General features: G+C 71.1%; 16 protein-coding genes. 4 read left to right on the top strand and 12 right to left on the bottom strand.

Going from position 1 to position 20,299, the window contains the following annotated elements; genetic code table 11:
- Position 1: 1 nt before the first annotated feature.
- The 3 genes from AB0878_RS17015 to iolD are packed head-to-tail and all read left to right on the top strand — an operon-like array spanning position 2 to position 3,611.
- Positions 2-889 (top strand): aldolase, encoded by an 888-nt coding sequence (locus AB0878_RS17015; protein WP_366581110.1) that lies wholly within the window; start codon positions 2-4, stop codon positions 887-889.
- Positions 886-1,776, top strand: a complete 891-nt coding sequence (gene iolB, locus AB0878_RS17010; protein ID WP_366580785.1) for a 5-deoxy-glucuronate isomerase — start codon at positions 886-888, stop codon at positions 1,774-1,776. The genes AB0878_RS17015 and iolB overlap by 4 nt, the downstream gene beginning before the upstream one ends.
- Entirely contained in the window at positions 1,773-3,611 is a 1,839-nt protein-coding gene (iolD, locus tag AB0878_RS17005) for a 3D-(3,5/4)-trihydroxycyclohexane-1,2-dione acylhydrolase (decyclizing) (RefSeq protein ID WP_366580783.1), read from the top strand. The genes iolB and iolD overlap by 4 nt, the downstream gene beginning before the upstream one ends.
- A gap of 4 nt (positions 3,612-3,615) precedes the next feature.
- Here iolD and AB0878_RS17000 read toward each other — a convergent pair whose 3' ends face one another.
- Genes AB0878_RS17000 through AB0878_RS16990 form a run of 3 tightly spaced genes read right to left on the bottom strand, consistent with a single transcriptional unit; the run spans position 3,616 to position 6,708 of the window.
- Complete coding sequence (locus AB0878_RS17000) at positions 3,616-5,592, bottom strand: MFS transporter (protein WP_366580781.1); 1,977 nt, start codon at positions 5,590-5,592, stop codon at positions 3,616-3,618.
- Positions 5,589-6,023: a MarR family transcriptional regulator gene (locus AB0878_RS16995; protein WP_366580779.1), complete on the bottom strand. Its 435-nt coding sequence runs from the start codon at positions 6,021-6,023 to the stop codon at positions 5,589-5,591. The genes AB0878_RS17000 and AB0878_RS16995 overlap by 4 nt, the downstream gene beginning before the upstream one ends.
- 46 nt (positions 6,024-6,069) lie before the next feature.
- Complete coding sequence (locus AB0878_RS16990; RefSeq protein ID WP_366580777.1) at positions 6,070-6,708, bottom strand: hypothetical protein; 639 nt, start codon at positions 6,706-6,708, stop codon at positions 6,070-6,072.
- Positions 6,709-6,821: 113 nt separating this feature from the next.
- Between AB0878_RS16990 and AB0878_RS16985 the strand changes: the two genes are divergently transcribed.
- Positions 6,822-7,838, top strand: coding sequence for a zinc-binding dehydrogenase (locus AB0878_RS16985; RefSeq protein ID WP_366580775.1), 1,017 nt, complete (start codon positions 6,822-6,824; stop codon positions 7,836-7,838).
- Here AB0878_RS16985 and AB0878_RS16980 read toward each other — a convergent pair.
- The 9 genes from AB0878_RS16980 to AB0878_RS16940 form a co-directional block, all read right to left on the bottom strand.
- The gene (locus tag AB0878_RS16980) at positions 7,825-8,625 is read right to left on the bottom strand and encodes an alpha/beta fold hydrolase (protein ID WP_366580773.1); all 801 of its coding nucleotides are present in this window, start codon (positions 8,623-8,625) and stop codon (positions 7,825-7,827) included. The two genes, AB0878_RS16985 and AB0878_RS16980, sit on opposite strands and share 14 nt — an antisense overlap.
- A 79-nt stretch (positions 8,626-8,704) precedes the next feature.
- Positions 8,705-9,763, bottom strand: a complete 1,059-nt coding sequence (locus AB0878_RS16975) for an NAD(P)-binding domain-containing protein (protein WP_366580771.1) — start codon at positions 9,761-9,763, stop codon at positions 8,705-8,707.
- Positions 9,764-9,807: 44 nt separating this feature from the next.
- A complete protein-coding gene (locus AB0878_RS16970; RefSeq protein ID WP_366580769.1) occupies positions 9,808-11,103 on the bottom strand; it encodes a GGDEF domain-containing protein in 1,296 nt (431 codons plus the stop codon).
- Positions 11,104-12,011: 908 nt separating this feature from the next.
- Positions 12,012-12,788, bottom strand: a complete 777-nt coding sequence (locus AB0878_RS16965) for an SRPBCC family protein (protein ID WP_366580767.1) — start codon at positions 12,786-12,788, stop codon at positions 12,012-12,014.
- 99 nt (positions 12,789-12,887) lie between these two features.
- Positions 12,888-13,742, bottom strand: coding sequence for a xanthine dehydrogenase family protein subunit M (locus AB0878_RS16960; RefSeq protein WP_366580765.1), 855 nt, complete (start codon positions 13,740-13,742; stop codon positions 12,888-12,890).
- A complete protein-coding gene (locus AB0878_RS16955) occupies positions 13,739-16,177 on the bottom strand; it encodes a molybdopterin cofactor-binding domain-containing protein (RefSeq protein ID WP_366580763.1) in 2,439 nt (812 codons plus the stop codon). The genes AB0878_RS16960 and AB0878_RS16955 overlap by 4 nt, the downstream gene beginning before the upstream one ends.
- Positions 16,177-16,692, bottom strand: a complete 516-nt coding sequence (locus tag AB0878_RS16950) for a (2Fe-2S)-binding protein (RefSeq protein ID WP_366580761.1) — start codon at positions 16,690-16,692, stop codon at positions 16,177-16,179. The genes AB0878_RS16955 and AB0878_RS16950 overlap by 1 nt, the downstream gene beginning before the upstream one ends.
- Before the next feature lie 477 nt (positions 16,693-17,169).
- The gene (locus AB0878_RS16945) at positions 17,170-18,282 is read right to left on the bottom strand and encodes an XdhC/CoxI family protein (protein WP_366580759.1); all 1,113 of its coding nucleotides are present in this window, start codon (positions 18,280-18,282) and stop codon (positions 17,170-17,172) included.
- Positions 18,275-19,390, bottom strand: a complete 1,116-nt coding sequence (locus AB0878_RS16940; protein WP_366580757.1) for a VWA domain-containing protein — start codon at positions 19,388-19,390, stop codon at positions 18,275-18,277. Before AB0878_RS16940 ends, AB0878_RS16945 begins: the two co-directional genes overlap by 8 nt.
- Positions 19,391-20,299 lie beyond the last annotated feature (909 nt).

The raw sequence follows: 20,299 nt of genomic DNA, 5'->3' as shown, positions 1-20,299 counted from the left end.
GATGCTGTCCGACGAACGCTGGAGCGAGCTGCTGCGCGTGCGGGCCACCGACCCGGGCGCGGTGCGGCGGGCGTACGCGTCGCGGCGGCGGCGCGAGAACCTGTTGTCGGACAAGGGAACCCTGTTCCTCGTGGCCGCCGACCACCCGGCGCGCGGAGCGCTGGGTGTGGGCGGCGATCCCCTCGCGATGGCCGACCGCCGGTCGCTGCTCGAACGGCTGCTCGTGGCGCTGGCCAACCCGTCCGTTGACGGGTTGCTCGCCACCCCCGACGTCGTCGAGGAGCTGCTGCTGCTCGACGCGTTGCACGACAAGGTCGTGATCGGCTCGATGAACCGCGGCGGCCTGGCCGGCGCCGACTGGGAGATCGACGACCGCTTCACCGGCTACCACGCCGCGTCGCTCGTCGACTGCCGGCTCGACGGCGGCAAGATGCTGCTGCGGCTCGTCGACGACGATCCCGGCACCGTCCCGACGCTGCAGGCCTGCGCCGACGCCGTCACGGAGCTCGCGTCCTACGGCCTCATGGCCATGGTCGAGCCCCTGCCGTACGCCCGCGCCGAAGGCCGGCTCGTGCTGCAGAAGGACGCGGCGGCGCTGGCCCGGGCCGTCACGGTGGCGTCGGGCATCGGCGTCACGTCGGCGCACACCTGGCTCAAGCTGCCCTCGACCGACGACACCGCCGTGCTCGGCGCCACGACGCTGCCGGTGGTGATCCTCGGCGGGGTGCCGTCCGGCGACCCCGCCGCCGACCTGGCGTCGTGGGGCCGCACGCTGCGCCACGACGTGGTGCGCGGCCTCGTCGTGGGCCGTACCCTGCTCTACCCGCCCGACGGCGACGTCGGGTCCGCCGTGGCAGCTGCCGCGAAGATCCTGGAGGCCGCGAAGTGAGCGCACTGCACCGTCCACACGGGACACTGACCGACGACTCCGACCCGATTCTCCTGACGCCCGAAGGGGCCGGGTGGAACCACACCGGCCTGCGGGTGCTCAAGGTCGGCCGCCGGCTGCCCCGGATGATCGAGACCGGCGAGTTCGAGGCCTTCGTGCTGCCGCTGTCCGGCTCGCTCAGCGTGCGGGTCGACGACGAGGAATTCGAGCTCGAAGGCCGCGATTCGGTGTTCTCGCGCGTCACGGACTTCGTCTACGTGCCCCGCGACGCCGAGGTGGTACTGACCTCGCCCACCGGCGCCGAGGTGGCGATGCCGATGGCCCGCTGCGAAAACCGGCTGGAGCCGAGGTACGGCGCGGCCGAGGACGTGCCGGTGGAGGTCCGCGGCTCGGGCCAGGCAACGCGCCAGGTCACCAACTTCGGCGTGCCCGGCGTGTGGGACCACGCGGACAAGCTCAACGCGTGCGAGCTCATCACCCCCGACGGCAACTGGTCCTCGTACCCGCCGCACAAGCACGACGAGGCCGGCGAGTGCGAGGTCGTGAACGAGGAGATCTACTACTTCCGCATCGCCGGGCGCGACGGCGTCACGCCCTCGCGCGAGGGCTTCGGCCTGCACCGCACCTACACGGCCGACGGTTCGCTGGATGAAGACGTGGCCGTGCGCGACGGGGACGTGTTCCTCATCCCGCGCGGCTACCACGGCCCGTGCGTCGCGGCGCCGGGTTACCCGATGTACTACTTGAACGTGCTGGCCGGGCCCGCGGAAGAACGTTCGATGGCGTTCTGCGACGACCCCGCGCACGGCTGGGTCCGCGACACGTGGGCCACGCAGGAGCCGGACCCGCGCTGTCCGGTCACCGATTACGAGGGACGCGCGCGATGAAGCTGACGACGGCGCAGGCGTTGGTGCGCTGGCTGCTGGCGCAACGGTCCGAGACGCTCGACGGGCGCGAGGTACCGCTGTTCCCCGGCGTCTTCGCGATCTTCGGCCACGGCAACGTCCTCGGCCTCGGCACGGCGCTGGAAGAGCACCGCGACGGGATCCCCGTGTGGCGCGGGCACACCGAGCAGGGCATGGCGCTCGCGGCCGTCGGCTACGCGAAGGCGACGCAACGGCGCCAGGTCGGTGTCGTGACCTCGTCGATCGGCCCGGGCGCGCTCAACATGGTGACGGCCGCGGGCGTCGCGCACGCCAACCGGCTGCCGGTGCTGCTGCTGCCGGGCGACACGTTCGTCAGCCGCGCGCCCGACCCGGTGCTGCAGCAGATCGAGCCCTTCCACGACGGCACGGCGACCGTGAACGACGCGTTCCGCGCCGTGAGCCGCTACTTCGACCGGATCACGCGTCCGGAGCAGCTGCTCGCGACGTTGCCGCAGGTCGCGCGGGTGCTCACCGACCCGGCCGACTGCGGGCCGGTGACGCTCGCGCTGCCGCAGGACGTCCAGGCCGAGACCTTCGACTTCCCGCCTTCGCTGTTCGAGCCTGTGACGCACCGGCTGCCACGCCCGCGCCCGGACCGGCGCGCGGTGACCGAGGCGGCGGGCGTGCTGCGCGCGGCCCGGCGTCCGCTGCTGGTGCTGGGTGGCGGCGTGCGCTACTCGGGAGCGGGCCGCCGTGCGCTGGAGTTCGCCGAGCGGCACGGGATTCCCGTCACGGAAACCACGGCCGGGCGGACGCTGGTGGCGCACACCCACCCGCTGTACGCGGGGCCGCTGGGCATCACCGGGTCGTCTTCGGCGAACGCCGTGGCCGCTTCGGCCGATGTCGTGTTCGCCGTCGGTACCCGGCTGCAGGACTTCACCACGGCGTCGTGGACGGTGTTCTCACCGGAGATGCGGCTGGTCACGCTCAACGCGGCCGGGTTCGACGCGGTGAAACACGGCGCGCTGGCCGTCATCGGCGACGCCTACGCCGGGCTCGACGATCTGGGGGGACAGCTGGAAAGCTGGCGCGTCGATCCACAGTGGACTTCCCAGGCCGCCGAGGAACGCGTCAAGTGGGACCAGCACATCGACTCCTTGCGTTCTGCCGCCTCGGAGATCCCCAGCTACGCGCAGGTCGTCGGCGTGGTCAACGACCTGTCCGAGCCCCGCGACTACGTGATGACCGCGTCCGGCGGGCTGCCCGGTGAGCTGATCGGCGGCTGGCGCGGCTCGGGCGAGGTGAGCATGGACGTGGAGTACGGCTTCTCGTGCATGGGTTACGAGCTCTCCGGCGCGTGGGGCGCCGCGATCGCCCACGACGGCGGTCTCGTGACGACCATGCTCGGCGACGGCTCGTACCTGATGCTCAACTCCGACCTGTTTTCCGCCGCGTTCGCGGGCCACCCGCTCGTCGCGGTGGTCTGCGACAACGACGGGTACGCCGTGATCGCGCGCCTGCAGCAGGGCCAGGGCGGCAAGCCGTTCAACAACTTCTACGCCGACTGCCGCACCTCCCACGCCGAGCCGCCGCGCGTGGACTTCGCGCGCCACGCGGAATCGCTGGGCTGCCTCGTTTTCGAGGCCTCGTCGGTCGACGATCTGCGCGACGCGTATGCCAAGGCGCGCGCGGCCGCCGTCGCCGAGCGCCGGCCCGCGGTGGTCGTGGTGCGCACGCTGCCCGCGGCCTGGACGGAAGCCGGCGCGTGGTGGGAGGTCGGCGTGCCCGTGCACCTGGCGGGCCGCCCGGACTTCGACGCCGCGAAGCCCGGGCAGGTCCGCTACCTGAGCCGCTGAGCCGCTAGGCCCAGAGCTTCGCCAACGCGTCGACATCGAGCACCGTGGCGAACTTCGGGAAGATCTGGCCGGTGAGGAACTCGTGGGTGCCGGGCTCAGGGTCGGCGCTGGCGTCGTCGAGCACGAGGATGCGGTAGTCGCGGTCCATCGCCTCGCGCACGGTGCTGAGCACCACGCCGCTGGTGCTGATGCCGGCGAGCACGAGCGTGTCGACGTCGCGGCCGCGCAGCTGCGTGTCGAGGTCGGTGGTGGTGAACGCGCCGACGCGGACCTTGCGCACCGAGACGTCCTGCGGCTGCGGGCTGAGCCGCTCGTCGATCTGGGTGGCCGGGGCGTCGGCGTGCATCACCGCACGGGTTTCGGGCGAAACCATGCGGGCGAACACGCTGGTGGCCGGGATGGCGTCGAACTCGGCGTCGTCGAAACCGACGCGGACCCAGCCGACGTGCCCGCCGTGGGCGCGGACGTCGGCGATGGCGGTGTCGACGCGATCGACCAGCGCCTGGTCGTCGGCGACGCGGCTCACGATGCCGGCCTGGTAGTCCATGACGAGCAGGGCGGTGCGGGCCGGGTCGAGCTGTTCGGTCATTTCCGGGTGCCTTTCGGGATGGGTGGATCGCGCCAGCGTCCGGTCGAGGACGTTGACGAGCAGGAAGACGACGCTCGCGATCACCAGGAACCACGCCAGGTGATGGAGGCCGCCGGTGTCGGCCCGTTGGCCGAAGAATCCGCCTTGGGCGGCGGAGGACACGATGGCGCCGAGGTAGCCGAAGGTGCGCAGCAGACCCGCCGACGCGCCCACGTTCTCCGGATTCGCCTGCCGGTACACGGCGTTCTGCAGCGCGAGGCTGTTGAGCCCCTGCGGGATGCCGAAGATCAGCACGATGCCGACGATCGTCCACAACGGACTGGCCGGCACCAGCGTCAGCAAGAGCACGCACGCGACGAGCTGGGCGACCGACGCGACGACCAGCTTGCCGCGCAAGCCCTGCCGGCGTCCGGTGATCGCCGAGACGACGATGCCGGTGGCGAACATCGGCAGCGTGACCAGGCCGGTGGTGCTCGCCGACAGGCCGCGGCCGTCCTCGAGCCACTGGGTGAAGCCGTAGATGAAGCTGTAGGACACGACGTACGCGAGCAGGGCGCGGCCGTAGGTGAGCAGCAGCGGGACGTTGCCGCCGAGCACCCGCAGGTCGATGAACGGCTTGGGGTGGCGCAGCTCGTGCACCGTGAAGGCCGAGGCGGCGAGAGCGGTGATCACGAGCAGGTACCACGAGCCGACGTGCGGGTTCATGAGGAACAGCAGGAGCGCGACCAGCGTCGTCGCGAACAGGGCCATGCCGGGGACGTCGAGGTTCAGCTTGCCCGGGGCGCGTTCGTCGCGCGGGAACCGCAGCCGGCCGAGCACGAACGCCACGATCGCGATGGGGATGTTGACCGCCAGCGTGGTGCGCCAGCCGCCGAGGCCGATCAGGAGCCCGCCCAGCGGCGGGCCGATCACGGCGATGGTCTGCGTGGCGATCGCGAGGATGGTGAGCACGCCGGCAGGGCTGTCCTTGCCGGTGCGGCGGCCTTCGTCGCGGATCAGCCGCATCGCCGCGGGGTAGCCGGCGCAGGTGCCGAAGCCGAGGATCACGCGGGCGACGATCAGCACCGCCAGGTTCGGGGCCAGGGCGCCGATCACGCCCGCGACCCCGACCAGGGCCGTCGCGGGGAGGAACAGCCGGCGTGGGCCGTAGACGTCGATGAGACGCCCGACCACGGGCTGGCCGACCGCCGTCGCGAGGTAGAGCGCGGAGATCAGCCACGCCGTCTGCGAGGGCGGCGCGCCGAACGCGGCGCCGATCGGCACCAGCGCGACGGAGACGATCGTGGAGTTGATCGGGTTCAGGATCGCACCCGAGACGAGAGGCGCGATGAGCTTGCGGTTGAACCCGTCTTCCGCGCCGAAGCGCTGGCGCGGCTTCACGGGTGCGCTCATTCTTCGACCACGCGCTCCAGCAAGGTCAGCGCCTGGTCCAGCACCCGGCGCTCGGCCTCGGTGAAGCGCTGCTCGAACGCCTTGGCCAGCCACTCTTCCCGGCTCGCGCGGGCCCCCTGGGCGACCGCGCGGCCCTCGTCGGTCAGGAAGAGCAGCTGGCGGCGGGCGTCTTCGGCGTCGGCCTCGCGCCGGATCAGGCCTTGCTCGTGCAGGGCCGCGACCGTCTTGGCCATCGACTGCGGCCGGACCCGCTCCGCGCCGGCCAGCTGGCTGGCCGACGACGGTTCGGAAATCGCCAGCCGAGCCAGCGCCGACGCCTGCGGCGCACTCAGGCCACGCACGGACGACGCGTCCTGCAACCGGCGCCGCAGCCGGCCGAAGACGATCCGCAGCCGCTGGGCCACGGCGTCGGGAGAGGTCTGTTCGTTCACGATAGACAGCCTATACTGATCAGCCTTGGCTGTCTAATTTCTTGATCTACGCCAGCCCCGCGGCCGTCGCGCGCAGGAGCAGGCCGAGCCGAGGTTCGAAGTCGAGCGCGACATGCCCCCAGTCCGGTTCCTGCTCGTAGAGCGTCGCCAGCGTCGGGGTCGGGTGCGAGGCCTGCCACAGGGCGGCCGCGAGAGAGATCGCGGTGGTGATGAGGTTCCGGAGCTGATCGGCGGTCATGGTGCTCGCCCGCTCCAACGCGGTGACGATCCCGGCAGCGGCGGCGAAGGCGTTGGTCTTGTAGGCACGAGCCCGTTCGATGTCGACGTCGCCTTCGAGGTGCATGGCGACGTGACCGAGCAGGTCGCAGAACACCGACAGCGGCGAGAGGGTGTCCGCGAGGACGGCCGCGACCCGGTCCGGCCCCAGCCCGGTTCGGTCGAGGACGGCAGCGGCGACGGCGTCGCGCCACTGTCCCCAGCCACGTTCGGCCAGCTCCAGCAGCAGTTCCTCCTTGTTCGCGTAGTAGCGCCGCACCCCGGTCCGGTGCAGGCCGGCCCGTTCGGTGACCGCGGCGATGGTGACGAACCGCACCCCGCCGAGTTCGAGAGCGACTGATTCGGCAGCGCCGAGCAGGTCCTCGGCCCGCTGCGCCTTGTCTTCGGCCGATCGGGCTCGTTCACGCATGGATCAATTTTAGCGCATCATGGGGTGCGCTAACGCCGTGCGCGGTGCTACGGTCGGCATAGCGCATCACGAGGTGCGTTATGAGTCTTCCTTGAACGAAAGAGGACCTTTCCGTGCGAGCAGTGCAGATCACCGCGTTCGGCGAGCCGAGCGTCCTGTCGGTCGCCGAGTTGCCGGATCCGGTGCCCGGGCCGGGCCAGATCACCATCGACGTCAGCCACGCCGCAGTGGGGCTGATCGACGTGTTCATGCGCCAAGGGCTGTTCGGCGACCGGCCGGGCCTGCCGCGGCCCCCGTTCGTCCCCGGCCTGGAGGTCGCCGGGACGGTCCGCGAACTGGGCGAGGGGGTCACCGGGTTCGCCATCGGGGAACCGGTTGTCTCGATGTCGGCGACCGGTGCGGGCGGGTACGCGTCGATCTCCGTCGCGGACACCGCGCTCGTGGCCTCGACGCAGCGCTACGGCATCGACCCCGCGGTCGCGGTCGCGGTCGTGCCGAACGCGGCGATGGCCCACGTGGCGCTCACCCGAGTCGCTCACCTCGCCGAGGGAGAGAGCGTCCTGGTCCAGGGTGCGCTGGGCGGGTTCTCCGCGGCGTTCCCCGGCATCGCGCGCCGCCTCGGTGCCGCCCGCGTCGTGGGCACCGTCCGCCGCGGCAAGCTCGCCGCGGCCGCCGTGACCAAGCTGCCCTACGACACCATCGTCGACTCCGCCGATCTGTCCGGCGCGCTGGGCGAGGAGAAGTTCGACGTCATCGTCGACCCGGTCGGCGGCGACGTCCGGACACACAGCCTGGCTCTGCTCAAGGCGGGCGGCAGGCTGATCGTGGCGGGCAACGCCGGCGGCGACTGGAGTCACCAGGTCGACACCAACCAGCTGTGGCTGACGGGCACCACGGTCGCCGGCTTCAACGCGGGCGCCTACCTGCCCGCCCACCCGCAGGTCGTCCGGCCGGCATTGGAGGCGGCACTGGCGGCGGTCGCCGCCGGCCTCGGTGAGACCGAGATCGACGTGCTCCCGTTCGCCGAGGCCGTCACCGCACACGAGCGGATGGAACGTCGTGAGCCGGTCGGCCGGATCGTCCTGGTGCCGGGCGAGGACTCCGGCCGAGCGAGACTCAGCGCGGCCTGATGGCCGAGATCATCGGGAGCACCGCCTTGGCCTGCATGGCGGTCATGTGGTCGAGACCGTCGAGGAGTTCCACCTTCCAGCCGTCCCGCTCGAGGGCCGCGCGGTTTCTCACGAGCGGACCCGCGATGTCAACCGTGACGCCACCCCAGCGTTCGCCGTATTCGATGCGGTCCTCGGCGCCCGCGAAGCACAGGCGGGGACACGTCAGGTGGACGGCGTGGTCGTCGAAGCCTTGCAGGGCTTCATAAAGCGTGACGAACTGGCGGGTCTGCGCCGTGGACATCGTGAAGCCGACGGAGTCCCAGTCGCCCGGCGTCGCGTCGCCGCCTTCAGTGCGGGGCATCGCGTGCGTCGCCCGGGTGACGGCGAGCATCGCGTCGTACGGGCCGTCGAGCGGCGGGTAGCCACCCATCACCAGCGCGGTGAGGCGGTCGGTGCGCAGGGCCAGCTGAAGGCCGGCGAGGGCGAGCCAGGAGTAGCCGTAGTAGGCGAAGCGTTCGGCGTCCACGGCGGATGCGATCGCCAGCAGGTCGGCCGAGATTTCTTCCGGTGTAAGGGTTTCCGGGCGCGGGTGGGCGAGGGTGTGGCCTTCGTAGTCGAAGGCGATCACGCGGAAGCCGGCGAGGCCGTCGATGAGCGAGCGACCCAGCGCGGGGTCGCCGCCCCACTGACGCACGGACTCGGCCTGCTCGCCTTCCAGCGGGCGTGGGTTCACGGGCAGCAGCAACGCCGGTCCGTCGCCGTGCACCTCGACGTCGATCGTGGTTCCGCCGGGCAGCGTGACCATGTCGGCCCCATCTCTTTACATTGTAAGCGATTGGTGCCGACGATACTTTACGTCGTATCGAGTTGTCGAGTTGTCGAGCTCAGAGGCCGAGGTACCGGCGGATCTCCTGCACGGCGGCGCGTCCGGCGCGGTTGGCGCCGACGGTGCTGGCCGAGGGCCCGTAGCCCACGAGGTGTAGGCGCGGCTCGGCGACCACGCGTGTGCCGTCCATGCGGATGCCGCCGCCGGGCGCACGCAGGTGCAGGGGCGCCAGGTGGTCGATCGAGGCGCGGAAGCCGGTGGCCCAGAGAATGGTGTCCGCGGGTTCGAACGTGCCGTCGGCCCAGACGACGCCCTCGGGCACGAGGTGGTCGAACATCGGCTTGCGGTCGAGGTACCCGGCGGCTTCCGCGGCCCGCACCTCGGGCGTCACGGCGAGGTCGGTGACGCTCACGACGCTCTGCGGCGGCAGCCCCTCGCGCACGCGCCGCTCCACCTTCGCGACGGCCTGGCGGCCCCACTCCTCGCTGAACTCCTCGTCGCGCCACACCGGCGGGCGGCGGGTGACCCAGGTCGTCGACCTCGCGACGGGCCCGATCTCCATCAGCAGCTGGACCGCCGAGATTCCGCCGCCGACCACGACCACGCGGCGCCCGCGGAACGCCTCGGCGCCGGGGTAGTCGGCGGTGTGCAACTGGCGGCCGGCGAAGCGCTCCTGGCCCGGGTAGTGGGGCCAGAAGGGGCGGTCCCACGTGCCGGTCGCGCTGATCACGGCGCGTGCGGCCCACGTCTCGGCGGGGGTCTCGACCAGCAGGCGTTCGCCGTCCTCGCGGATCGCCGTGACGTCGACCGGGCGGTGCACGGGCAGGTCGAACGTCTTCTCGAAGCGGCCGAAGTACTCGGACACGACCTCACTGGCGGGCCGGGCCGGGTCGGGCGTGCCGAACGCCATGCCGGGGAGGTCGTGGATGCCGTTGACCTTGCCGACGACCAGCGAGGGCCAGCGGTACTGCCACGCGCCGCCGGGGCGTTTGCCGTGGTCGAGGACCACGAAGCCGGTCTCGTTGGCGAGACCCGAACGCCGCAGGTGGTACGCCGCCGACAGCCCCGCCTGTCCCGCCCCGATCACCACGACGTCCGTCTCGTGATCCGCACTCATACAACGTTCAACAACCGCGGGGAACGCGTATTTCGAGCGGTGACTCACACGGCGACGCGGTTGCGCCCGGCGTCCTTGGCTCGGTAGAGGGCGGCGTCGGCGGAGCGCAGCACCTGGTCGAGCGTGTCGCCCGCGTCGGGGTAGCCGGCGACGCCGATGGACACCGACAGGCCGCTGACCTGCACCGTCCCGCCGACCACCACGCTCAGCTCCCCCACCGCGACCCGCACGCGCTCGGCGATGGCGAGCACGGGCGTGCCGCCGGTGGCCGGCAGCAGCACCACGAACTCCTCGCCGCCGAAGCGCCCGACGGTGTCGCTCTGGCGCACGGCCTCCGCGATCGCCACGGCGACGGCGGCCAGGACCTCGTCGCCGGTGAGGTGGCCGTAGGTGTCGTTGATGCGCTTGAAGTGGTCGAGGTCGATCATCAGCACGGCGAACTCACTGCCGGGGCCCCGTCGGCGGGCGCGGGTGAACTCGCGCGTGGCGAGGTCGTGCCAGCCGGCGGTGTTGAGCAGCCCGGTCTTCTCGTCCGTGACAGCGGCGACCTGCAGTTGCTGTTTCAGAAGCAGGTAGCGGTGCAGCAGAAGCAGCGGCGCCACCACGAAGACGACGAGCACGGGCTGCGCCACGAGCGCGAGCGCGGCGAGGCCGCCGAGGCACAGCGTGGCGATCTCGAAGGCGTTGTCCTCCCACGTGCCGATGAGGTCCGCGGCCTGGCGGCTGCCCGTATAGAGGTAGATGCCGACGGCGACCAGCGCCATGTTGACCAGCTCGAACACCGCGGCAGCCGCGACGAGGGCGAGCACACCGTGCCACGTGTCGAGGTGCGCGTCGTTGAGGTGGTCGATGGTCAGCACTGAGGACGCCGCGAAGCAGCTGAGCATCGCCCACGCCGTGCTGGCGAGGAACCGGTGCGCAGGCCGCGTGCGGACGCTTCGCCAGACTCGCAACCACAGGTGCAGGTAGAGGACGAGCGCCAGCAGCGCCACCCACGCCGGCGGCAGCAGGAACGCGCCCGCGAGGTACCAGACGGAGGTGACGTTGATGTGCGTCTGGCCGCTCATCCACCGCCGCAGCCGCTCGATCCGCCGCGACATCTCCGCCTGCGCGATCCCGAGCACGACGAGCGTCGCGAACCACCCGAACTGCACCGCGCCGCCGAAGTTCGTCGCGAACCCGACCGCCACGGCCACCACGGCGGCCACCTCGCACACCACGGCGTACGCGATCCACCTCCGCCGCGCCACCACCCACATCCCCCACCGCGACGGCAGGCCGTCCCACTCCCGCCACGCCGCCAGCGCACCCCGCACGCCGCGGGGTCCCGCTCCCAGCATCGTGACGCCCCTTCGGCCGACGAGGTGGCCCAGGGTAGCCGGTCAACCCTCCGCCGTCGCCGGACCGGGGGAAATCCCGGAGCCCCTCTGCCCCGCGGTCATGACTGGGGTAGAGCGGGTGGGCAAATTCCGGTTCGGGTGAGGGTGTGGCCGGGAGCCTGGGTGGGGTGTTTGGTGGGCTGGGTTGGCTGGCTCGGGCGGGTGCTCGGCTGGGTTGCCAGGTCGGACAGGTTGCTTGGCCGGGTTGGCTGCTTGACCGGGGGTTCGCGACCGCGTGCGCGGCCAGGTATTCCGTGACCAGCCACCCGGACCGCCTGCCGCTCGGCCAGGCGTTCCATCAAACGCTCGGCCGGATTCGCGGTCACCTGCTTGGCCGGTTTCTGCACCGACTGCTTGTCCAACCTCTTGGCCGGGTTGGCTACTCGGCCGGATTCGCCGCCACGCGCGCGGCCAGGTGTTCTGTCACCAGCCACCCGGCCCCGCGGTCCGTCCGCCGCTTAGCCACGCGTTCCACCAAACGCTCGGCCGGATTCGCGATCACGTGCTTGGCCGGTTCCTACACCGACTGCTTGTCCAACCGCTTTGCCCGGTGCTGTGGGCGGGTGCTCGCTCCGCCGATCCGCCGGGCTCGCGGCCGCCTGTTCCGCCGGGTTCCGCGAGCCGCCACCCAGGTTGTCCACAGCCGAGCCGAGTTGTGGACAACCAGGCGCTCCGTGCCGCTTTCGCCAGGTTTTGTCGGGTTGGGCCGATAAAATGGACATGGGCGCGCCCCCTTGGGAGGGCGGCGGTTTTGTCGTCCGGCGGGGGCGCGGGGCAGCTCGAGCGAAGCACCGGGTGAGGCCCGCCGTCCGGGAGGAGCTTGCCGGCGGGCGCGGGTGGCAACCCGCGGACCCGCCGGCGGGAGTGGGTCAGCGGCGGCGCAAGGCCCGGATGATCATGAACACCGCGAACAGCACCGCGGCGCCCGCGGCGACCGGGATGAGGCGTTTGGCCACGGACTGGCCCGCGTAGTCCAGGAGGTCGATGGCTTCGGTTTCGCCGGTCGAGCCGCCGGAGGGGACGCTGCGGAGCTGGGGCTTGGCCGCTGAGCCGGCTTCGGCGCTGTCGGCGGCGGACTGTTCGGCGAGGTCGCTCTTGGCGGTCGCCTCGGCGGCCGGGGCGGTCGCCGCCTGGGTGGTCGATACCGAGCCCGAGCCGGCGGATGCGGCGGCTGGGCCGGGCGTGGCGCCGGCGCCGGAGTCCGCTCGCAGTGAGTCGGCCAGGTTGCCCGCGAAGGTGTCCAGCAGCTTGCCGCCCACCTCCGAGATCAGGCCGCGGCCGAACTGCGCCGGGCGGCCCGTGATGGCGATGTCGCTGGCCACGTCGCCGTGGGTGCCGCCGTCGTCGGTCGCGCGCAGGGTGACCGTGACGGTCGCGGCCGCGGTGCCGCCGCCGCGGGCGTCCTTGCCGGAGGCCTTGATGACGACCTTGCGGGCCGCTTCGTCCTTTTCGAGGAACTCGCCGGATCCCTTGTACAGCAAGGAGATCGGGCCCAGCTTGACCTTCACCGTACCCGTGAAGGAGTCGCCCTCCACCTTGGTGAGCGCGGCCCCCGGCATGCACGGGGCGACGCGCTCGGGGTCGATGACGGCCTGCCACACCTCCTCGAGAGGCGCGGGGACGGTGAATTCGTGGTCGAGCCGCACGGGCCGACCTCCTCTCCTTCGAACCGCAGAACCAAAAGCCAAGAACCGATGAGGCCCACCTTACGACCGTGACGGCCGAAAGGTGGGCCTCGTCGACAATCAGCCTCCGACCGCGGCCGTGAGGGCACGGCCCGTGAGCACCCGCGCGAGGTGCTGCCGGTACTCGACGTCGGAGTTGCCGTCGGCGGCCGGGCTCGTGCCGTCGGCGGCGTGCGCGGCGGCCGCGCGGATCACGTCGGCGTTCGCCGAGGCGCCCACCAGCGCTTGCTCCACCGCGACGGCCCGCACCGGCGTCGAGCCCATGTTCGTGAGCGCCACCCGGGCCTCCTCGATCACGCCGCCCTCGGTGCGGACGGTGGCCGCGACCGCGACGATCGACCACGCCTGCGCGACGCGGTTGAACTTCTCGTAGTGCGCGCTCCAGCCCGTGTGCTTGGGCAGGCGAACCTCCACGAGCAGCTCGTCGGGCGCCAGCACAGTGGTGAAGAAGTCCTGGAAGAACTCTCCCGCGCCCACCGTGCGCCGGCCGTTCGGTCCGGCGATCACCAGCGAGCCGTCGAGCGCCACCGCCACAGCCGGCAGGTCACCCGCCGGATCGGCGTGCGCGAGCGAGCCGCCGAACGTGCCGCGGTGGCGCACCTGCGGGTCGGCCACCTTGTCGGTCGCCTCCTTGGCCAGCGCCGCGTGCTCGGCGACGAGGGCATCGCGCTGCACGTCGTAGTGCGTGGTCATCGCGCCGATCACGATGGCGTCGCCGTCTTCGCGGACACCGCGCATCTCCGCGATGTTGCGCAGGTCCACCAGGGTGGTCGGCGCGGCGAGCCGCATCCGCAGCACCGGCAGCAGGCTCTGCCCGCCCGCCAGCACCTTGGCGTCCTCGCCCGCGGCGGCGAGCGCCTGCACCGCTTCGTCCACACTGGACGGAGCCACGTACTCGAACGGGGCCGGGATCACTGGGCACCTCCGGAAGCGTCGATCGAACCGAGGCCGCCGCCGGCCTCCGAGCCGGCTCCCCCGGCTCCCGTGGTTCCGTGCTGGATGGCGTGCCACACGCGCATCGGCGTCAGCGGCATTTCGATGTCGTTCACGCCGAAGTGGCGCACGGCGTCGACCACCGCGTTGACCACCGCCGGTGTCGAGGCGATCGTGCCCGCCTCGCCGACGCCCTTGGCGCCGAGCGGGTTCGTCGTCGACGGCGTTTCGGTGCGCGCCGTGGTGAACGACGGCAGGTCCGCCGACGAGGGCAGCAGGTAGTCGGCGAACGTGCCCGTGGTGAGCGTGCCGCTCTCGTCGTGCACGGCCTCCTCGAACAGCGCCTGCGCGATGCCCTGCGCGAGCCCGCCGTGCACCTGGCCGTCGACGATCAGCGGGTTCACGACCACGCCGACGTCGTCCACGCACACGTACGAGCGCAGCTTGATCCGGCCCGTCTCCGTGTCCACCTCGGCGGCACACAGGTGCGTGCCGTGCGGGAAGGAGAAGTTCTCCGGGTCGAACGTCGCGTCGGAGTCGAGCGAGGGCTCGATTCCGTCGGGCAGGTCGTGGGCCGCGAACACGGCCAAGGCGACATCCTGGATCGTCGTCGACTGATCTGTGCCCTTGACCGTGAACTTGCCACCTCCGAACTCCAGGTCGTCCTCGGCGCATTCGAGCATGTGCGCGGCGATCGGCATCGCCTTCGCCACGACCTTCTCGGCCGCCTTCACGACGGCGATGCCCCCGACGACGAGAGACCGCGAGCCGTAGGTGTCCATGCCCTTGTGGGACGACTGCGTGTCGCCGTGCAGCACCTCGATGTCCTCGAACGGCACACCCAGCTGGTCGGCCACGATCTGGCTCCACGCCGTCTCGTGCCCCTGGCCGTGGGCCGAGGCTCCGGTGGTCACCTCGATCTTTCCCGTGGGCAGCACCCGCAGCTGCGCGTACTCCCAGCCGCCCGCCCCGTAGTCCAGCGAGCCGAGCACCCGCGACGGCGCCAGGCCGCACATCTCCGTGAACGTGGAGATGCCGATGCCGAGCTGCACCGGGTCACCCGATTCGCGCCGCCGCTGCTGCTCGCGCCGCAGGCCGTCGTAGTCGAAGAGCTCCTTGGCCTTCGCGGTGGCGGCCTCGTAGTTGCCCGAGTCGTAGGTCAGCCCGGCCACCGTGGTGAACGGGAACTCCTCGTGCTTGATCCAGTTCTTCTCGCGCAGCTCCATCGGGTCCATGCCGAGCTCGTCTGCGAGCTCGTCCATGATCCGCTCGATGGCGTAGGTCGCCTCCGGCCGGCCGGCGCCGCGGTAGGCGTCGGTGAGCGTGGTCGTGGTGAACACGTTGGTGCAAGCGAAGTGGTAGGCGGGGAACTTGTAGATCGCGTTGAACATGAACGCGCCCAGGATCGGCACACCCGGGCCGACGAGCCCGTTGTAGGCACCCAGGTTCGCGATCAGCTCGACCTTCAGGCCGGTGACCGTGCCGTCGGCGTTCGCGGAGATCGTGATGTCCTGGATCTGATCGCGGCCGTGGTGGGCGGTGAGGATCGACTCGGAGCGCGACTCGTTCCACTTCACCGGTTTCCCGAGCTTCTGCGCCACCAGGACGGCCATCATCTCTTCGGGCAGCACGGCGATCTTGCCGCCGAAGCCGCCGCCGACGTCAGGCGCGATCACGCGCACCTTGTGCTCCGGGAGCCCCAGTGTCAGCGCCGTCATCACCCGCAGGATGTGCGGGACCTGCGTGGCCGACCACATCGTCAGCTGCGCGCCCGTCGGATCGACGACACACGCCCGCGGCTCCATGAACGCGGGAATGAGCCGCTGCTGGCGGAAGCGGCGCTTGACCACGATCTCGGACGAGGCGATGGCGTCCTCGACATTGCCGCCGGTACCCGCCTCGGCCGAGTCGAACGCCCAGAACGCGTTCTTGTTGGTGCCCAGGTCCTCGTGCACGAGCTGCGCGCCCTCGGCGAGCGCGGCCTCCATGTCGAGCACCACGGGCAGCTCGTCGTACTCGACCTCGATGCCTTCGAGCGCGTCGTGGGCTTCGCTGGAGCTGCGCGCCACGACCACGGCGATGCCCTCACCGGCGAAGTTCACCTGGCCATCGGCCAGCACGGGCCGGCGCGGCGCCTTCATGTCCGGCGTGATCGGCCACGCGCACGGCATGCCGATCGAACCGTCCGGATCCAGGTCCTTGGCGGTGTAGACGGCGATGACACCCGGCGAATCCTTGGCCGCCGAAGTGTCGAGGGAGGTGATCTTCGCGTGCGCCATGGGGCTGCGCAGCACGGCGAGGTGCAGCATGCCCGGGAGCGCGATGTTGTCGGTCCAGCGGGTGCGGCCGGTGATGAGCCGCTCGTCCTCCTTGCGGCGACGGGACTTCCCGACTTCGGGTTCGATCGTGGCAGTCATCACTCACCACCCACACCGACGTGCTTGATCTGTTCGGCCTCGGGTCCGGCGCCCGGGCTCATGTGCTTCGCGGCGTCGCGCACGGCGCGCACGATGTTCTGGTAACCCGTGCAGCGGCACAGGTTGCCTTCGAGTCCTTCACGGACGGCCTGTTCGTCTGGATCGGGGTTGTCGGCCAGCAGGTCGATGGACTGCATGATCATGCCCGGCGTGCAGAACCCGCACTGCAGGGCGTGGTTGTCGTGGAACGCCTGTTGCACCGGGTGGAGCCGCCCGTCGCGGGCGAGTCCTTCGACGGTGGTGACCTCGCTGCCGTCGGCCTGGACCGCGAGCACTGAGCAGGACTTCACGCTGTGGCCGTCGAGGTGGACGGTGCACGCGCCGCAGTTGCTCGTGTCGCAGCCGACGACTGTGCCCACTTTCCCGACGCGTTCCCGCAGGTAATGGACGAGAAGTGTGCGGGGCTCCACCTCATCGGTGTACTTCGTGCCGTCGACGGTGACGGTGATGCGCATCAAAGGCCTCCAAGAGCAAATGCCCGCCTGACCCGGGTGGGGCCGGCGGGCCGGTTCGGGAACGGCCAAGGTCGATCGTGATCGGCCTCACATGGGAGCCTGCTACTCCTTACGCGCGCGGACAAGTCCGGATGTCGTACATCCGGGCCGTACTCCCGCATCTGCATGCTTATGTGCAGGGCCCTTCCGCAGATGCGGACCTCCGTCCGGGTGATTTTTCCACCCGGCGGCAAAACTCACCCGAGTCTCAGGTGGACGGTCACACCATGGTCGACTTCCGCCTGGGCGTGGGGATTTCCGGTCAGTCCCCCACTGCTCGCCGCAGTCGCTCGAGGATGAGCGGGTTTTTCACCGCATTGTCGGGTCTACAGTGAATCAAATTCCGCAAGTGCGGTTTATCCCGTGTGTTTCCTCCGCAGATGCGGACTCATCAAAAAGTCCCGCACACCGTGGCGTGCGGGACTTTCTGAAAAACACTCAGTTGTGGATCCGGCCGGACAAAGCGGCCAATCGTCGTCCGGTTCCGCTCCAGCGCAGCGAAATGATCTCCGCCGCGATCGACACCGCGGTTTCCTCGGGCGTGCGCGCGCCCAGGTCGAGGCCGATCGGCGACGAAAGCCGTTCCAGCTCGGCTTCCGTGATGCCGGCTTCGCGAAGGCGGGCGAAGCGGTCGTCGTGGGTCTTGCGGGAGCCCATGGCGCCGACGTAGCCGACGTCGAGGCGCAGCGCGATCTCCAGCAGCGGCACGTCGAACTTCGGGTCGTGCGTGAGCACGGCGATCGCGGTGCGGCTGTCGATGCGGCCGGCCTCGGCCTCGGCGGCGAGGTAGCGGTGGGGCCAGTCGACCACGACCTCGTGCGCGTCGGGGAACCGGCTGCTGGTGGCGAACACGGGCCGCGCGTCGCACACCGTGACCTGGTAGCCGAGGTAGGCGCCCATGCGCGCCATGGCGGCGGCGAAGTCGATGGCGCCGAACACGAGCAGCCGCGGCGGCGGTTCGAACGAGTTCACGAACACGGCCATGCCTTCGCCGCGGCGCTGGCCGTCCGGCCCGTAGCGCAGGGTGCCGGTGCGACCGCTGGCCAGGAGGCCGCGCGCGTCGTCGGCCACGGCGTCGTCCATGCGCGAAGAGCCGAGCGAGCCCTCGACGCGGTCGGGCCACACGATCATGCGCTCGCCGACCAGGCCGGGCGTCTCGTGCTCGACGATCGTCACGATGGCGACGGGCTCGCCGCTGCGCACCGAGGCCACGACCTGGTCCAGCTCCGGCATCGACTCGCGGTCGAGGTGCTCCACGTAGATGTCGATGATCCCGCCGCAGGTCAGGCCCACGGCGAAGGCGTCGTCGTCGGTCACGCCGTAGCGCTGCAGCACGGGCTTGCGGTCGGTGACCACTTCCTGGGCCAGCTCGTAGACCGCGCCCTCGACGCACCCGCCGGACACGCTGCCGGCGACGGTGCCGTCCGGCGCCACCACCATCGACGCGCCCGGTGACCGCGGCGCCGACGAGAACGTGGCCACCACCGTGCCCAGGCCCACCGTCTCGCCCGCCAGCCAGCGGCGGTACACGTCGTCCAGTACGTCACGCATCGGCAATCTCCCCGAGCAGTCGTTCCAAAGTCGCCAGGCTGTGCCCGGCCAGCAACCGGTCGATGTGGGGCAGGGCGGCCACGATGCCGGACTGAACCGGAGCGTACCCCTCCCGCCCTGCGTGCGGATTCACCCAGAATACGGCGTGCGCGAGCCGGCGCAGTCTGCCGAGTTGCTCGGACAGCAGCGCGACGTCGCCGCGTTCCCAGCCGTCGGAGAACACGGTGACCACGGAGCGGCGCGCGATTCCGCGCTGGCCCCAGCGGTCGAGGAACACCCGCAGCGTCTCGCCGAGGCGCGTGCCGCCGGCGAAATCGGGCACCGCGTTGCCGGCCGCGAGCATGGCCTGCTCCGGGTCGCGCTGCCGCAGCTGGCGCGACACCCGCGTCATGCGCGTGCCGAGTGTGAAGACCTCGACGCTCGACGGTGCGGACCTGGTGAGCACGTGGGCGAAGCGCAGCAACGCGTCGGCATAGGGGCTCATCGAACCCGAGACGTCGATGAGCAGCACCGTCTTCCGCGGGCGGGTGCCGCGGCGGCTGCGGACGAGGCGCACGGGTTCGCCGCCGTCGGCGAGCATGGCGCGCAGCGTGCGCGCGGGGTCCAGCCGGCCGCGGTGGGCGGGGTGGCGGCGTGCCGCGCGGCGTTGCGGCGGAACCGGTTTGAGCGTGGCCAGGAGCTCGCGCAGGTGCTCACGCTCGGTTTTGGTGAGCTCGGCGAGATCACGGTGGCGCAGCACTTCGTGGTCACTCGCGGCGACCTTCAGGGTGTCGGGCTCTTCCTCGCCTTCGCCGCTGCCACCGCTGTCGGACGTCAGCGGCGCGATGCGGGCACGCTTCTGCGCGGGGACGGATTGGGTGCCGCGGCGGGTCTCGTCGCCCTCGAACCAGCGCGCGAAGGCTTCCTCGTAGCGCGGCAGGTCGTCGGGATCGGAACACAACGTGAGCCGGCCGGCCCAGTACAGCTGCGTGGGCTCCGCGATGTCCACCTCCGCGACGGCGGCCAGATACGCCTGCACGCGCCGCGCATCGCACGCGACGCCCGCCTCACGCAGAGCCGCCGCGAACCCGGCGAACCCGGCCAGCGGATCGGCGACCTCGGTGTCCATGCCCCCATTGTGCAACGCTTTCGCCCGCGGCGGCGCTTTCGGTGACGCGCGAGCGCGCACGCCGCCCCTCCCCCGGGACGACGCACGCACTCGGCGGCTCCGCACAGCGACCACCCAAGGTAGCGGGAGGGCGGGCGCGCGGAGACTTATCGGGAAAAGATCGAGAAGGTGAGGTGGTGGATTCCGGGCACGGTTTCGCGCTTCGGTGCCGCTGTCGGTGTGCGGTCAGCGCGCGCCCGGGCCGGTTCGTTGTCCGGGTTCGGCGCCGCGGTTCAGTGCCAGGTCAGAGCACGGGGAAGACCGCGGCTGCGCGATCGATCTCGGTCATCCACACGGTCTTCCCCCTCTCGGCTGCTTCTGTCGCGCTGATGGGAAAATCATGACTCGCGGCCGATGGTCCGGTCAACGCAATTAACATCGAGTCCACAGTGGACGATTACGGAACGATCGACCACCACACCACGTTCGCGGAACGACGGCGCCACCGAAAGCCGTTGTTCGCTTTGCGCGATCACCACACAGCGCCAGTCGCCGCGGCAAGCGGCCGACCCCGCGCAGGCACTGCGCCGCGCAAGACGACCCGAGGCTTTGCAGGAGGACCTCGCCACGCTCGCGGGACCACGCCACCACGCCAAGCCGCTGTTCGCCGCGCGATCATCACCACGCGGCACCACGCATCACGGCAGACGGCCGAACCCACACAAACACTCCGCCGCGCAAGAGGACCCGCAGCTTCGCAGCAGAACAGCGCCACGCTCGCGGCACCACGCCACCACGCAAAACCGCTGTACGGCGCGCGATCATCACCACGCGGCACCACGCACCGCGGCGAGCGGCCGACCCCACGCAAACACTGCGCCGCGCAAGACGACCCGAGACGTCGCAACAGAACAGCGCCACACTCGCGGA

Source organism: Amycolatopsis sp. NPDC047767, assembly GCF_040704195.1.
In the GTDB taxonomy this organism is placed as follows: Bacteria; Actinomycetota; Actinomycetes; order Mycobacteriales; family Pseudonocardiaceae; genus Amycolatopsis.
The sequence above is the reverse complement of the archived record's forward strand: the minus strand, read 5'-3'. Positions and strand labels throughout refer to the sequence as shown.